The 14,390-nt window shown below is 63.5% G+C and carries 14 protein-coding genes; 12 read left to right on the top strand and 2 right to left on the bottom strand.

Annotated elements, in window-relative coordinates:
- Positions 1-84 precede the first annotated feature (84 nt).
- Complete coding sequence (locus KHO30_RS31345; RefSeq protein ID WP_211703252.1) at positions 85-813, bottom strand: YebC/PmpR family DNA-binding transcriptional regulator; 729 nt, start codon at positions 811-813, stop codon at positions 85-87.
- Between the two features lie 441 nt (positions 814-1,254).
- Positions 1,255-1,905, bottom strand: a complete 651-nt coding sequence (gene upp / locus KHO30_RS31340) for a uracil phosphoribosyltransferase (RefSeq protein ID WP_012432337.1) — start codon at positions 1,903-1,905, stop codon at positions 1,255-1,257.
- A gap of 236 nt (positions 1,906-2,141) precedes the next feature.
- Here upp and KHO30_RS31335 point away from each other — a divergent pair, with 236 nt between their 5' ends.
- The 12 genes from KHO30_RS31335 to KHO30_RS31280 all read left to right on the top strand — a co-directional run bounded on the left by KHO30_RS31335 (position 2,142) and on the right by KHO30_RS31280 (position 14,374).
- The gene (locus KHO30_RS31335; protein WP_211703251.1) at positions 2,142-2,924 is read left to right on the top strand and encodes an SDR family oxidoreductase; all 783 of its coding nucleotides are present in this window, start codon (positions 2,142-2,144) and stop codon (positions 2,922-2,924) included.
- A 76-nt stretch (positions 2,925-3,000) separates the two neighbouring features.
- Positions 3,001-3,390 carry a methylglyoxal synthase gene (locus tag KHO30_RS31330; RefSeq protein ID WP_093639549.1) on the top strand — a complete coding sequence of 130 codons (390 nt, stop codon included), beginning with the start codon at positions 3,001-3,003 and terminating at the stop codon, positions 3,388-3,390.
- A 53-nt stretch (positions 3,391-3,443) separates the two neighbouring features.
- Positions 3,444-4,418 (top strand): quinone oxidoreductase family protein, encoded by a 975-nt coding sequence (locus KHO30_RS31325; RefSeq protein WP_211703376.1) that lies wholly within the window; start codon positions 3,444-3,446, stop codon positions 4,416-4,418.
- A 171-nt stretch (positions 4,419-4,589) separates the two neighbouring features.
- The gene (locus tag KHO30_RS31320; protein WP_093639552.1) at positions 4,590-4,703 is read left to right on the top strand and encodes a potassium ABC transporter ATPase; all 114 of its coding nucleotides are present in this window, start codon (positions 4,590-4,592) and stop codon (positions 4,701-4,703) included.
- Positions 4,700-4,792, top strand: a complete 93-nt coding sequence (kdpF, locus tag KHO30_RS31315) for a K(+)-transporting ATPase subunit F (RefSeq protein ID WP_007175651.1) — start codon at positions 4,700-4,702, stop codon at positions 4,790-4,792. The genes KHO30_RS31320 and kdpF overlap by 4 nt, the downstream gene beginning before the upstream one ends.
- Complete coding sequence (kdpA, locus tag KHO30_RS31310; RefSeq protein WP_211703250.1) at positions 4,789-6,594, top strand: potassium-transporting ATPase subunit KdpA; 1,806 nt, start codon at positions 4,789-4,791, stop codon at positions 6,592-6,594. The genes kdpF and kdpA overlap by 4 nt, the downstream gene beginning before the upstream one ends.
- 68 nt (positions 6,595-6,662) lie before the next feature.
- Complete coding sequence (gene kdpB, locus KHO30_RS31305; RefSeq protein ID WP_211703249.1) at positions 6,663-8,747, top strand: potassium-transporting ATPase subunit KdpB; 2,085 nt, start codon at positions 6,663-6,665, stop codon at positions 8,745-8,747.
- 30 nt (positions 8,748-8,777) lie between these two features.
- Positions 8,778-9,356, top strand: a complete 579-nt coding sequence (gene kdpC / locus KHO30_RS31300) for a potassium-transporting ATPase subunit KdpC (protein WP_211703248.1) — start codon at positions 8,778-8,780, stop codon at positions 9,354-9,356.
- 146 nt (positions 9,357-9,502) lie between these two features.
- On the top strand, positions 9,503-12,337 hold the full coding sequence (locus tag KHO30_RS31295) for a DUF4118 domain-containing protein (RefSeq protein ID WP_200620053.1): 2,835 nt from the start codon (positions 9,503-9,505) through the stop codon (positions 12,335-12,337).
- On the top strand, positions 12,330-13,028 hold the full coding sequence (gene kdpE, locus KHO30_RS31290) for a two-component system response regulator KdpE (protein WP_093639564.1): 699 nt from the start codon (positions 12,330-12,332) through the stop codon (positions 13,026-13,028). The genes KHO30_RS31295 and kdpE overlap by 8 nt, the downstream gene beginning before the upstream one ends.
- Before the next feature lie 154 nt (positions 13,029-13,182).
- The gene (sugE, locus tag KHO30_RS31285) at positions 13,183-13,503 is read left to right on the top strand and encodes a quaternary ammonium compound efflux SMR transporter SugE (protein ID WP_054034983.1); all 321 of its coding nucleotides are present in this window, start codon (positions 13,183-13,185) and stop codon (positions 13,501-13,503) included.
- Between the two features lie 259 nt (positions 13,504-13,762).
- On the top strand, positions 13,763-14,374 hold the full coding sequence (locus tag KHO30_RS31280) for a DUF4126 domain-containing protein (protein WP_211703247.1): 612 nt from the start codon (positions 13,763-13,765) through the stop codon (positions 14,372-14,374).
- The last annotated feature ends 16 nt before the right edge of the window (positions 14,375-14,390 follow it).

The raw sequence follows: 14,390 nt of genomic DNA, 5'->3' as shown, positions 1-14,390 counted from the left end.
GCTCTGCAGCAACGCGAGTGCTAACCGGCGGCGCGGGCGTGTGGTTCGCTGCAGAGCCACGCGCCATGTGCCGCCGGGACACGCTCATTCGTTGGCGATCGCGGCGTTTGTATAGACTTCCTGCACGTCGTCCAGACTCTCCAGCGCGTCGAGCAGCTTCTGCATCTTCACCGCGTCGTCGCCCGTGAATTCGACTTCCGTCTGAGGTTTCATCGTCACCTCGGCCAACTCGGCCTTGAAGCCCGCGGCTTCGAGCGCGGTCTTCACCTTCGGGAAATCGTTCGGCGGGCACAGCACTTCGATACTGCCGTCTTCGTTCGTGACGACGTCTTCAGCGCCGGCTTCGAGCGCGGCTTCCATCAGCTTGTCTTCCGGCGTGCCGGGCGCGAACAGGAACTGGCCGACGTGATCGAACATGAACGACACCGAGCCGTCCGTGCCCATGTTGCCGCCGTTCTTCGAGAACGCGTGACGCACGTCCGCCACCGTACGGGTGCGGTTGTCGGTCATGGTGTCCACGATCACTGCCGCGCCGCCGATGCCGTAGCCTTCGTAGCGGATTTCTTCGTAGTTTGCGCCATCGACACCGCCCACACCGCGCTGGATCGCACGGTTGACGTTATCTTTCGGCATGTTGGCGTCGTACGCCTTTTCGACGGCGAGGCGCAGACGCGGATTCGAGTCGATGTCGCCGCCACCCATGCGGGCTGCCACCTGGATTTCCTTGATGAGCCGCGTCCAGACCTTGCCGCGCTTGGCGTCTGCCGCTGCTTTTTTATGCTTGATGTTGGCCCATTTCGAATGACCCGCCATACTTTTCTCCGTCGCGCGCGCCAGTGGGGCGCACGCATAGTGCAATTGTCGTTGCGATGTCGGGCGCGCGGCGCTGCTGATTGCGGCCATGCGCCTCGATGTCAAACCGCTCGGCGCCGGACTGCCCGGTGTCAGGCTTTCCTCAGCTTGATCACGCCCGGCCGGACCCGGCTAGCGGGACCAAAGGTCGGCAGCGCGGTTGGGGCGGGGCAGGACGGTCAGCGGGCGGCTCAGCGGCGCCCCAGGTGCGCCGGTCCCGGCAGACCCGGCGTAAAGGCGTGATGCACCGCGTGGCAGTGCAAGTCGAGCCGCTCTTTGAGCGGATTCGAATTTTATCACGGCGCAGGGGTGCGGCAGAGGAGAGCGTAGTCGGAAATCACGGGGAAACTGCGCGGTGGCGGCGCGTTGCGCGCGCCGCCCGCTGCTTTCTTCAATCCGCTGTCAGTTTTTCGTGCCGAACAGGCGGTCGCCGGCGTCGCCGAGACCCGGCACGATATACGCGTGTTCGTTCAGGTGCGAATCGAGCGACGCCACGTACAGCTTGACGTCCGGATGCGCGTCCTGGAACACCTGCACGCCTTCCGGCGCGGCCACCAGCGCGAGGAACATGATGTTCTCGCCGGCCACGTTGCGGCGCTTGAGCACGTCCACTGCGTGCACGGCCGAGTAGCCGGTCGCGACCATCGGATCGCACAGAATGAACACGCGGTCTTCCAGATCCGGCAGGCGCACCAGATACTCGACCGGGCGATGGTCTTCAGCGCGATATACGCCGATGTGGCCCACGCGCGCCGACGGCACCAGTTCCAGCAGGCCGTCCGACATACCGATGCCGGCACGCAGCACGGGCACGATCGCCAGTTTCTTGCCGGCGATCACCGGTGCGTCGATCTCGACCAGCGGCGTGGTGAGGCGGCGCGTGGTCATTGGCAGATTGCGGGTGATCTCGTAGCCCATCAGCAGCGTGATCTCGCGCAGCAGTTCGCGGAACGTGCGAGTCGAGGTGTCCCGGTCGCGCATATGCGACAGCTTGTGCTGGATCAGCGGGTGATCGAGGATGAAAAGATTGGGGAAACGGCTGTCCTGGGTCATGGCGGGGGCGCAAGCGGCGGCTAGAGGGATCGGTTTGGCGCTCCGCACGGCCTGAAACCGGCAGGCGGGCGCGCCACGGCGCAAGTTTACCGAAAGAGTGGCGCCGGAAGATACCGGAGATTGCAGTGGCCCGGCGCAGTCCGGCACCGATTCTTCTAGAATCGGGGGATTCTTTGCCACGATTGGGCAACCGCGGGACCATCCCCGCGCCACGAGTACGTCATGAGGATAGGCACATGGACATGGGAATCGCAGGACGCACCGCGCTGGTTTGCGCGGCCAGCAAGGGTCTGGGGCGCGGCTGCGCGGAAGCACTGGCAGCCGAAGGCGTCAACCTGACGATCGTCGCGCGCACGGCTGAGACGCTGGAGGCGACCGCCGCCGAGATTCGCAACCAGAGCGGCGTCGAAGTGAAAACGGTGGCGTGCGACATCACCACGCCCGAAGGACGCGCCGCGGCGCTTGCCGCCTGTCCGCAGCCGGACATTCTGGTTAACAACGCGGGCGGCCCGCCGCCGGGCGACTTCCGCAACTTCACGCACGAAGACTGGATTCGCGCGCTGGAGAGCAACATGCTGACGCCGATCGAGCTGATCCGCGCGACCATCGACGGGATGAGCGAGCGTGGCTTTGGGCGCATCGTCAACATCACGAGCTCGGCGGTCAAGGCGCCGATCGACGTGCTCGGTCTCTCTAACGGTGCGCGCTCGGGGCTGACCGGTTTCATTGCGGGACTGGCGCGCAGCAAGGTAGCCGCCTCGGGCGTGACGATCAACAGCCTGCTGCCGGGCCTGTTCGACACCGACCGCATCGCCACCACCTTTGCGGCGCAAGCCAACGCGCAACACATTTCCGTCGATGATGCGCGTAAGCAGCGCATGAAGACGATCCCCGCCGGCCGTTTCGGCACGCGTGAGGAATTTGGCCGCGTCTGTGCGTTCCTGTGCAGCGTGCATGCCGGCTACATCACCGGGCAGAACTGGCTGATGGACGGCGGCGCTTACCCCGGTACGTTCTGAGCGCGTACGTTCTGACGCACCAGCAGCACCTTCACTACAACAACGACAATCACAACGGTTTCAGGAGTCTTACGTCATGAGCACCCGCATTGCGCTGATCGCGCACGATCACAAGAAAGACGACATCGTCAAACTGGCCGGCGAATACGTCGATACGCTCAGGCGCTGCGAGATCGTCGCGACCGGTACGACCGGCACGCGCATTGGCGACGCGCATGGTCTCACGGTCGAGCGCATGTTGTCCGGCCCGCACGGCGGCGACCTGCAGATCGGCGCGCAGCTTGCGGAAGGGCGGGTGGACATGGTGATCTTCCTGCGCGATCCGATGACGCCGCAGCCGCACGAACCGGATATCAACGCTTTGGTGCGTGCCTGCGACGTTCACAACATTCCATGCGCCACCAATATTTCGACCGCGCGAATGATTCTCGACGTACTGACCTTGCGCCTCACGCAGCGGGTCTAGGCGAACGCGGTGGTGTTTCAAGATCGAACGAAACCACAAACCAGGGAGACATGATGGTCAAAGCAATCCGATTCGACAAAACCGGCGGCCCGGAGGTGATGAAATGGGTCGACGTCGAAGTGGGCGAGCCGGTCGCGGGCGAGATCCGCATCAAACAGACTGCGGTCGGGCTGAACTATATCGACGTGTATTTCCGCAAGGGCTTGTACCCACTGCCGTTGCCGGGTGGACTCGGGATGGAAGCGGCGGGTGAAGTCACGGCGGTCGGCCCTGGCGTGACCGGCTTCAAAACGGGCGATCGCGTAGCCTACGTGGCGCGCCCGCCTGGCGCATACGCCCAGGAGCGTGTGTTGCCGTCGGCGCTAGCCGTCAAGGTGCCGGACGCGTTGAGCGACGAGCAGGCAGCCTCCGTGATGCTGCAAGGGCTGACCGCGCAATACCTGCTGCGCCGCACGTATCCGGTGAAGGCCGGCGACACGATCCTGATTCAGGCCGCGGCCGGTGGCGTTGGCCTGCTGGTTTGCCAGTGGGCGAAGGCGCTCGGCGCCACGGTGATCGGCACGGTCGGTTCCGACGAGAAAGCCGAAATCGCCAAAGCACACGGTTGCGATCACCCCATCGTCTATACGCGCGAAAACTTCACCAGGCGCGTGCGCGAGATCACCAATGGCGCGGGGGTGCCGGTGGTGTACGACTCGATCGGCAACGACACGTTTACGGCTTCGCTCGATTGCCTCGCACCGCTTGGCATGTTCGTGAGCTTCGGCAATGCCTCGGGACCGTTGCCGCCGATCGATTCGTCGGAATTCGCCGGACGCGGTTCGCTGTTCTTTACGCGTCCCACGCTCTTCACGTATATCGCCAAACGCAGCGATTACGAGGCGATGTCCTCGGAGCTGTTCGACGTCCTGGTGTCGGGCAAGGTGAAGGCGAGCATCAATCAGCGCTATGCGCTGGCTGATGTCGGGCAGGCGCATGCGGATCTCGAAGGGCGCCGCACCACCGGTTCAACGGTTCTGCTGCCGTAAACGCGAAAGACCGCAAACCCATACCCAGCGGGTCAAGGCCGTTCCATCTCCCGATGGAACGGCCTTTTCCGTTTACGCGATTTTTACATCCCATCTCAGATCTTTGACCAGCCCTTTACGCGGATCGGCATAACGTTGCACCTATCCAAAGTCCGTGAATGGGGAATAGAAATGGATGTGCTGTATGTCGGGGGGATGGTGCTGTTTTTCGCGCTGACCTTTGGGTTGATTGCCGGCTGCGAGAAGTTGATGCAGTTCCGGCGTGGCCAGGGAGCTCGCTCATGACCTGGATTCTCTGGTTGTCTGGTGCGGCGACCGCGCTGCTGTTTGTGTACCTGGTCTATGCGCTGTTGCGCGCGGAGGACATTGAATGAACTCGAACAATGTCCTGCAAGCGGGTCTCTTCATCGTCGTGCTGCTGGCTGCCGCGGTGCCGATGTCCCGTTACCTGAGCAATGTGATGGACGGCAGCTCGCGCGTGGTCCGCTTCGGCGGTCCTATCGAACGTTTGCTGTATCGCATCGCGGGCGTCGATCCGTCGGCGGAAATGGGCTGGAAGCACTACGCCATCGCCACGATCGCGTTCAACGCGCTCGGCACGCTGTTTCTTTACCTGTTGCTGCGCGTACAAGGCTGGTTGCCGGGCAACCCGCAGCAGTTCGGCCCGATGACGGTCGACGGCGCGTTCAATACAGCTGTCAGTTTCGTGACCAACACGAACTGGCAGGATTACACGCCTGAGCAGACCGTTGGCTATCTCGCGCAGATGCTCGGCTTCACCGTGCAGAATTTCTTCTCGGCCGCCACCGGTATCGTGGTGGTGATCGCGCTGATTCGCGGCTTTGCTCGTCACACTGCGCAAACCATCGGCAACTTCTGGGTCGACCTGACGCGCGTGACGCTCTACGTGTTGCTGCCGATGTCGGTGATCATCGCTGCGATCCTGATGAGCCAGGGTGTGATCCAGAACTTCAAGTCGTATCAGGACGTGCCGACGTTGCAAACCACGACGTACGCCGCCCCGAAGCTCGATGCACAAGGCAATCCGGTGAAGGACGCCAAGGGCAATGCGGTGACGGTCGATACGCCGGTGAAGACGCAGACCATCGCGATGGGCCCGGTTGCTTCGCAGGAAGCGATCAAGATGCTCGGCACCAACGGTGGCGGCTTCTTTAACGGCAACTCGGCGCATCCGTACGAAAACCCGACGCCGTTCTCGAACTTCGTCCAGATCTTCTCGATCCTGATCATTCCGGCGGCATTGGCACTCGTATTCGGCCGCATGATCATGGACCGCAAGCAAGGCGTGGCCGTGCTCGCGGCAATGACGATCGCTTTCGGCGTATGCGTGTTCGGCGAAATCGGCGCCGAGCAATCGGGTAATCCGGCGTTGACCGCGTTGCACGTCGATCAATCGGCGAATGCGATGCAGTCGGGCGGTAACGCGGAAGGCAAGGAAACGCGCTTCGGTATCGCGCAGTCGGGCATCTTCACGGTGGCGACCACGGCGGCTTCGTGCGGCGCGGTAGCGAATACGCACGACTCGCTGACGCCGATCGGCGGCCTCTATCCGATGCTGCTGATGCAACTCGGCGAAGTGATCTTCGGCGGCGTGGGTTCCGGTATGTACGGCATGCTCGTGTTCGCACTGCTGGCCGTATTCGTGGCAGGCCTGATGATCGGCCGCACGCCTGAATACGTCGGCAAGAAGATCGAAGCGTACGAGATGAAGATGGTGTCGATCGTGGTGCTGCTCACGCCGCTGCTGGTGCTGGTGGGCACGTCGATCGCGGTGCTCAGCGATGCGGGCAAGGCCGGCATTCTGAACCCCGGCGCGCACGGCTTCTCCGAAATCCTTTACGCGTTCAGCTCGGCTGCGAATAACAACGGCAGTGCGTTTGCAGGCCTCACGGTCAGCACGCCGTTCTACAACTGGCTCACGGCTATCGCGATGTGGTTCGGCCGCTTCGGCACGATCATTCCGGTGCTGGCAATTGCCGGTTCGCTGGCTTCGAAGAAGCGCATCGGTGTGACCGGCGGCACGCTGCCGACTCACGGCCCGCTGTTCGTCGTGCTGCTGCTCGGCACGGTGCTGCTGGTCGGCGCGCTGACTTATGTGCCTGCGCTTGCGCTCGGACCTGGTGTCGAACATCTGATGATGATGGGCGCCCATTGAGGCGGCCCATTGAGATGACACCAGCGACCAACGAGTGAACAGGCGCAAACGGGAAATTCGAGGATTCAATGACTGAACATAATGCAACCAGGTCCATGTTCGACCCGGCGCTGCTGCGCCCGGCGATCGTGGACTCCTTCAAGAAGCTCACGCCGCGCACGCAGTTCCGTAACCCGGTGATGTTCTGCGTGTACGTCGGCAGTATTCTGACGACCATTCTGTGGATCGCCGCGCTCGGCGGTCAGGCTGAGGCGCCCGCGGGCTTCATTCTCGCGGTCACCTTGTGGCTGTGGTTCACGGTGCTGTTCGCGAACTTCGCGGAAGCGCTTGCCGAAGGCCGTTCCAAGGCCCAGGCAGCGTCGCTGCGCAGCGCGAAGAAAGACGTGATGGCCAAGAGGCTCAACGAGCCGCATCCGAAGTCGCCGATCCGTATTCTGACGGCGTCCGATCTGCGTAAAGGCGACGTTGTGCTGGTCGAAACCGGCGACGTGATTCCGGCTGACGGCGAAGTGATCGACGGTGTTGCGTCGGTCGACGAATCGGCGATCACGGGTGAATCCGCACCGGTGATTCGCGAGTCGGGCGGCGATTTTTCGTCGGTGACGGGCGGCACGCGCGTGCTGTCGGACTGGATCGTCGTGCGTGTCACGGCGAATCCGGGTGAGGCCTTCCTCGACCGCATGATCGCGATGGTCGAAGGCGCCAAGCGTCAGAAGACGCCGAACGAAATCGCCCTGACGATTCTGCTGGTCGCGCTGACCATCGTGATGTTGCTGGCTACCGCCACGCTGCTGCCGTTCTCGATGTTTTCGGTCGAAGCTGCAAAAGCGGGTCACGTGGTCACGATTACCGCGCTGGTCGCGCTGCTGGTGTGTCTGATTCCGACCACCATCGGCGGGCTGTTGTCGGCGATCGGTGTGGCCGGTATGAGCCGCATGATGCAGGCCAACGTGATCGCCACCTCAGGCCGTGCTGTTGAAGCCGCAGGTGACGTCGACGTGCTGTTGCTCGACAAGACCGGCACGATCACGCTCGGTAACCGCCAGGCATCGCAGTTCGTGCCGGCGCCGGGCTTGACCGAAGAAGCACTGGCCGACGCTGCCCAGCTTTCGTCGCTCGCCGACGAAACGCCGGAAGGCCGCAGCATCGTGGTGCTGGCGAAGCAGCGCTTCAATATCCGTCAACGCGATATGGCTTCGCTGAAGGCGGAATTTCTCGCCTTCACCGCGCAAACGCGGATGAGCGGTGTCGATCTGCCGGGCCGTGAAATTCGCAAGGGCGCGGCCGACGCAGTGAAGAACTACGTCGAAGCAAATGGCGGCCGTTTCCCGAACGAAGTCAGCACGGCAGTGGCGGAAGTCGCACGCCGCGGCAGCACGCCGCTGGTGGTCGCCGAGAAAGGCGAGCAGGGCGCACGCGTGCTCGGCGTGATCGAGCTGAAGGACGTGGTGAAGGGCGGCATCAAGGAGCGCTTTGCCGAACTGCGCAAGATGGGTATCAAGACCATCATGGTGACGGGCGACAACCGCCTGACCGCAGCAGCGATTGCAGCAGAAGCCGGTGTGGACGATTTCCTCGCCGAAGCCACGCCGGAAGCGAAGCTCGCCACGATCCGCTCGCACCAGGCTGAAGGCCGTCTGGTGGCGATGACCGGCGACGGCACCAACGACGCCCCGGCGCTGGCACAGGCCGATGTCGCCGTGGCGATGAACACCGGCACGCAGGCAGCGAAAGAAGCCGGCAACATGGTCGACCTCGATTCGAATCCGACCAAGCTGATCGAGATCGTCGAAATCGGCAAACAGATGTTGATGACGCGCGGCTCGCTCACCACGTTCTCGATTGCGAACGACGTGGCGAAGTACTTCGCGATCATCCCGGCTGCGTTCGCGACCACTTATCCGGCACTGAACGCGCTGAACGTGATGCATCTGGCTACACCGGCTTCGGCGATTATGTCCGCGGTGATTTTCAATGCGCTGATCATCGTGCTGCTGATTCCGCTGGCGCTCAAGGGCGTGCGTTATCGCGCGCTGGGTGCGGCGATTCTGCTGCGCCGCAATCTGCTGATCTATGGTTTGGGCGGGATCATCGTGCCGTTCATCGGCATCAAGCTGATCGATATGGTGCTGGCCGCGTTCGGCTGGGTTTGAGCAGCGGCTGTTTAAGAGGAATTACTCATCATGAAAAATCTGTTCCGTCCGTTAATCGTGATCTTCGCGGTGCTGACCGCGGTCACCGGCCTCGCTTATCCCGCCGTGATGACCGCGGTCGGTCAGGCGGCCTTCAACAACCAGGCCAACGGCAGCATGCTCGAGAAGGACGGCAAGGCGGTCGGCTCGAAGCTGATCGGCCAGCAGTTCGATGCGCCGCAGTACTTCTGGGGCCGTCTGTCGGCCACCAGCCCGATGCCGTACAACCCGCAGGGCTCGAGCGGTTCGAATCTCGGACCGACCAACCCGGCGCTGCTCGATGAGGTCAAAGGCCGCATCGACGCGTTGAAGGCTGCCGGCACGGATATGTCGAAGCCGGTGCCGGTCGATCTGGTGACGTCCTCGGGCAGCGGTCTCGATCCTGAGATCAGCCCGGCCGCTGCCGCGTATCAGATCGAACGCGTTGCCAAAGCGCGCAAGCTTGCCGCCAACGATGTGCAGGCACTGGTCGATCGTTATACGAGCGGCCGCCAGTTCGGCATTTTCGGTGAGCCGCGCGTGAACGTGCTGCAACTGAATCTGGCGCTCGATGAGATGAAACAAGGTTGAGCGTCGCTGACGTCGAAAAGCGTCGATGATGGCTATGCTTCAAGGAGGCGGCGTCCATGCGGGGCCGCCTTCGCCATTTGCGGCGCGGCCGCTGCCGTGCCACCATGCAGGCACTATCGCTCGCCTTACTATGAAAACCATTGAGCATGAACCGCCCCGATCCTGATGAACTGCTCGACAAGCTGCAACGTGACGAAGAAAAGCGTCAGCGAGGCAGGCTGAAGATTTTCTTCGGCGCGTCGGCGGGCGTCGGCAAAACTTATGCGATGTTGCAGGCCGCGCGGCGCCGTGCCGATGAAGGCGCGGACGTGGTGGTCGGCATTGCCGAAACGCATGGCCGCAGCGAAACCGCTGCGCTGCTCGAAGGCCTCGACGTGCTGCCGCTCGCGCATATCGAATATCGCGGCCGCAAGCTCGGCGAGTTCGACCTCGACGCCGCGCTCGCCCGCAAACCGCAACTGATTCTCGTCGACGAACTCGCGCATTCGAATGTGCAGGGCGCCCGGCATCTGAAGCGCTGGCAGGACGTCTACGAACTGCTCGATGCGGGCATCGACGTCTACACCACAGTCAATGTCCAGCACCTCGAAAGCCTGAACGACGTGGTCGGCCAGATCACCGGCATCCGCGTCTGGGAGACGGTGCCCGACCGCGTGTTCGATCGCGCTGACGAAGTCACGCTGGTCGACCTGCCCGCCGAAGAACTGCTCGACCGGATGCGCGACGGCAAGGTGTATTTGCCGCAGCAGGCCGAGCGCGCGGTGCGCAACTTCTTTCGCAAGGGCAACCTGATCGCGCTACGCGAGCTGGCATTGCGCCGCACCGCCGACCGCGTCGATGCGCAGATGCGGGAATATCGCGCCGATCGTTCGATCCAGCGGATCTGGCAGGCGCGGGAGCGCTTGCTGGTGTGCGTCGGCCCTGGCCCGGAAGCACCGATGCTGGTGCGCGCGGCGGCGCGTCTCGCTGCCAGCCTGAAGGCCGACTGGATCGCCGTTTATGTGGAAACGCCCGCGCTGCAGCGCTTGCCCGACGCGCGCCGCGAACGCACGCTTAATGCCTTGAAGCTCGCCGCCGAACTCGGCGCTGAAACTGCGACGCTCGCCGGCACCGATGCGGTCGCGGCGCTGATCGGTTACGCGCAGGCTCGCAACGTCTCGAAGCTGGTGGCCGGCGCATCGGCGCGCACCGGTCTCAAGCGCTGGCTGCGCCGGCCGCTCGGTGAACGTATCGCCGAACGCGCGGGCGATCTCGATCTCACGCTGATCCGCGCGTCGTCGGAACGTGATGGCGCTGAACATCGCCGCTTGCTGAACACCACCGCCAACGCGTGGCGCGAGGCGTTGAGCACGGCGCGCGAACGCCGTTCGCCGCCGCGCGCCTACGGCATCGCGCTGGCGATTTGTGCGGCCATTACGCTGCTGTCGAGCCAGTTGATCGACCATATCGATCTGACCAACCTCGTCATGCTGTATCTGCTCGGCGTGATCTTCACGGCCGTGAAGCTGGGGCGCGGGCCGGGCGTCGTGCTGTCGTTCATGAGCGTGGCCGCGTTCGATTTCTTCTTCGTGCCGCCGCGCATGTCGTTGTCGGTGTCCGATACGCAGTATCTGCTGACCTTCTTCGGCATGCTGCTGACGTCGCTCGTCATCAGCCATCTCACGTCGAGCTTGCGCCGCGAGGCGAGTGTTGCGCGGCGTCGGGAGCAACGCACCGGCGCGATGTATGCGATGGCGCGTGAGCTGGCGGCGGCGCTCACCATGGAGCAGATCGTCGGCATCGGCAGCCGGCATGTGAGCGAAGTGTTCGGCGCGCGCGTCGCGATTCTGTTGCCGGACAGCGCCGATCAGGTGAAGCAGAAGATCGAGGACCCGGACGCTACGATCACGCTCGAAGGCGAGATGCTCGATATCGACGTCGGCCAATGGGTCTACGACCAGCAGAAGCCTGCCGGACAAGGCACCGATACGCTGCCGGCCGCCGCCGCGCTGTATCTGCCGCTGAAGGCGCCGATGCGCACGCGTGGCGTGCTCGCCGTCGTGATGCGCGATGAGCGGGAGCTCGATGTGCCCGAGCAGCAACGCATGCTCGACGCGTTCGCCGCGCAAATCGCGCTGGCCCTTGAGCGTGTGCACTATGTCGACATCGCACGCGATGCGCTCGTCAATATGGAATCCGAACGCTTGCGCAATTCGCTCCTCTCGGCGATATCGCACGACCTGCGTACGCCATTGACGACGATCGTCGGCTTCTCGTCGATGCTGGCGCAATCGCGCGAGGCGCATCCTGATGCGCAACCGGGCGACGATCTTGTCGAAGCCATTCACGAAGAAGCGCTGCGCATGACCGGCATCGTCACCAATCTGCTCGACATGGCGCGCTTGCAAGCCGGCAGCCTGCAATTGAATCAGCAGTGGACGCTCCTCGAAGAAACGGTGGGCGCCGCGTTGCGGGCCTGCAAGCGCGTGCTGGCCAATCATCCCGTACAGGTGAAGCTGCCCGCGGATTTGCCGTTGCTGCATCTCGATGCTGTGCTGATGGAGCGGCTCTTCTCGAACCTGTTCGAGAACGCGGCCAAATACACGTCGCCGGACACGCCCCTGACAATCAGCGCGCAACGTCTCGACGCGGACGGCAAATCGTTCGTACGCGTCGCCGTCGACGATAACGGACCGGGTCTGCCGGCCGGCATGGAAGCGCGTGTGTTCGAGAAATTCACGCGCGGCGAGAAAGAGTCGGCCAAGCCGGGCATCGGCCTTGGCCTCGCGATTTGCCGCGCAATTGTGGAAGCGCACGGCGGTACAATCGGCGCGCTCAATCGGATGTCCGCGGACGGCCGTGTCGAAGGCGCGCGCTTCTGGTTCACGCTGCCGGTGGAAACGCCGCCCGAGGCACCGGATGCGCTGGAAGACGAAGGCGCCGATGCCTTGCCGGACCACGATTTAACTCTTAACCCGCGTTCCAAGCCTAGCCATGAGTGACCCGAGCATCACAGTCGTCCTGATTGAAGACGAAAAGCAGATTCGCCGCTTCGTGCGAACCGCGCTGGAAGGCGAGGGCATCGTTGTGCACGACGCCGAGACCGGCAAGCAAGGTCTCGTCGAAGCCGCGACGCGCAAGCCCGATCTCGTCATCGTCGATCTCGGCCTGCCCGACACCGACGGTCTCGACGTGATTCGCGAGCTGCGTGGCTGGAGCGAGTTGCCGGTCATCGTGCTGTCGGCGCGCACCCAGGAAACCGAGAAAGTCGCCGCGCTCGATGCCGGTGCGGATGACTACCTCACCAAGCCGTTCGGCGTTTCGGAACTGCTGGCGCGGATCCGAGCGCATATGCGGAGGCGCAATCAGGGCGGCGCGAATGAATCGCCGGTGGTGCGCTTCGGCGCGGTGACGGTCGATCTGGCCTTGCGCCAGGTGAGCCGCGACGGCGTGGCCGTCCATCTCACGCCGATCGAATACCGCCTGCTCGCGACACTAGTGCGCCACGCCGGCCGCGTCTTGACGCACCGGCAATTGCTGCGCGACGTGTGGGGGCCGTCACATGTGGAGAGCCATCACTATTTGCGTATCTACATGGCGCATCTGCGCGGGAAACTGGAGCGCGACCCAGCGCAGCCGGAGCATATCGTGACGGAAACGGGCGTGGGATATCGGCTGGTGGGCGCGGTTTGAGCCTGCCCGAGGCGTCCGCCGCGGCCCTTGCGCGTCCTTGCGGCTTGTCGCCGCAGTAAGGCGGCGGCCTATTTTGATATAATTACAGTTCGTAAGGACGACCTTGCGCACTGCTACAAACGGGGACGGCCCCATCTGACCATGGAGCTGTCTCATGTCCTGGATTCTTCTGTTGATTGCCGGTTTGCTTGAAGTCGCATGGGCGGCCGGTCTCAAAACATCCGAAGGGTTCACCCGGCTCTGGCCGTCCGTGTTCACGATCGTGACCGCGCTCGGCAGCTTCGTTCTGCTCGCCATGGCGATGCGCCAACTGCCGCTCGGCACGGCCTACGCCGTGTGGACGGGGATCGGCGCGGTCGGCGCATTCATCTTCGGCATCGTCATGATGGGCGAGGCCCTGACGGTCGCGCGGGTCGCGAGCGCTGCGCTGATCGTGATCGGATTGATCGGTTTGAAGCTGTCATCGGGGCATTGAGCCCTGTTGGCGGGCCCGAATATCGTGTCCGCGTGCGCTCGAACCGTGCCCCCATACCCTGCCGTTAGAGTCCGCCATTTGTTAGTCACTCTGCGTTCTGCGAATTAACGTGGCTATAATGAGATCGAATCCAACCTGAATTTGCCCGCGGCCTATTTGGCGCGGCCGGCTTGGCGCGGGTCTGACGACTTCGGTGCGGCTGCTCCCTTTCCAATGCCCGTCGAAGCGCCCGGCACGCACAGCGCGCCTGGAGGCGGCCATGCTTGAATCACTTTCGCTCGCTGCGGGCCTCTCATGGGGCAGCGGTCTGCGCCTCTATCTGACAGTCCTGCTGGCCGGCGTGTTCGCACGTCTCGGCTTCATCCATCTCCCCGACACGCTGTCCGCGCTGTCTTCACCGTGGGTCATCGGTGTCGCCGGCGTGCTGACGGTCACCGAATTTCTCGCCGACAAAATCCCCGCGTTCGATTCCCTATGGGACGCGATTCATACGTTTATCCGCATTCCCGCCGGCGCCGTGCTGGCGGCCGGCGCGCTCGGCCATGCCGATCCCGCGCTGCTGACGGTCGCCGCGCTCGCAGGCGGCACGCTGGCGGGCACCGCGCATCTGGCTAAAGCGGGTACGCGCGCGCTAATCAATCTGTCGCCGGAACCAGTGTCGAATGTCGTGACCTCGACCGCTGAAGACGGTCTCGTGTTCGGTGGCATGCTGCTCGCGCTGTTCGTGCCGCTTGTGTTCCTTGTGTTGATGGTGGGCTTCCTGATGCTGGCCGCCTGGGCGTTGCCGCGTCTGTGGCGCGGGGTGCAGGGCGGTTTTCGCGGGATGGCGACGCACATGGTGTCGCGCTTTGCCAGGAGCAGGCACGATTGAGCGATACGGGACGCGG

Origin of the sequence: Paraburkholderia aspalathi (genome assembly GCF_905220735.1) — a bacterium.
Taxonomy (GTDB): domain Bacteria; phylum Pseudomonadota; class Gammaproteobacteria; order Burkholderiales; family Burkholderiaceae; genus Paraburkholderia; species Paraburkholderia aspalathi.
This window is presented reverse-complemented; position numbering and strand designations above follow the sequence as displayed.

Coding starts and splice junctions, on each gene's coding strand:
- KHO30_RS31345 (WP_211703252.1), bottom strand. CDS start 813: ATGGCGGGTCATTCGAAATGGGCCAACATCAAGCATAAAAAAGCAGCG.
- upp (WP_012432337.1), bottom strand. CDS start 1,905: ATGACCCAGGACAGCCGTTTCCCCAATCTTTTCATCCTCGATCACCCG.
- KHO30_RS31335 (WP_211703251.1), top strand. CDS start 2,142: ATGGACATGGGAATCGCAGGACGCACCGCGCTGGTTTGCGCGGCCAGC.
- KHO30_RS31330 (WP_093639549.1), top strand. CDS start 3,001: ATGAGCACCCGCATTGCGCTGATCGCGCACGATCACAAGAAAGACGAC.
- KHO30_RS31325 (WP_211703376.1), top strand. CDS start 3,444: ATGGTCAAAGCAATCCGATTCGACAAAACCGGCGGCCCGGAGGTGATG.
- KHO30_RS31320 (WP_093639552.1), top strand. CDS start 4,590: ATGGATGTGCTGTATGTCGGGGGGATGGTGCTGTTTTTCGCGCTGACC.
- kdpF (WP_007175651.1), top strand. CDS start 4,700: ATGACCTGGATTCTCTGGTTGTCTGGTGCGGCGACCGCGCTGCTGTTT.
- kdpA (WP_211703250.1), top strand. CDS start 4,789: ATGAACTCGAACAATGTCCTGCAAGCGGGTCTCTTCATCGTCGTGCTG.
- kdpB (WP_211703249.1), top strand. CDS start 6,663: ATGACTGAACATAATGCAACCAGGTCCATGTTCGACCCGGCGCTGCTG.
- kdpC (WP_211703248.1), top strand. CDS start 8,778: ATGAAAAATCTGTTCCGTCCGTTAATCGTGATCTTCGCGGTGCTGACC.
- KHO30_RS31295 (WP_200620053.1), top strand. CDS start 9,503: ATGAACCGCCCCGATCCTGATGAACTGCTCGACAAGCTGCAACGTGAC.
- kdpE (WP_093639564.1), top strand. CDS start 12,330: ATGAGTGACCCGAGCATCACAGTCGTCCTGATTGAAGACGAAAAGCAG.
- sugE (WP_054034983.1), top strand. CDS start 13,183: ATGTCCTGGATTCTTCTGTTGATTGCCGGTTTGCTTGAAGTCGCATGG.
- KHO30_RS31280 (WP_211703247.1), top strand. CDS start 13,763: ATGCTTGAATCACTTTCGCTCGCTGCGGGCCTCTCATGGGGCAGCGGT.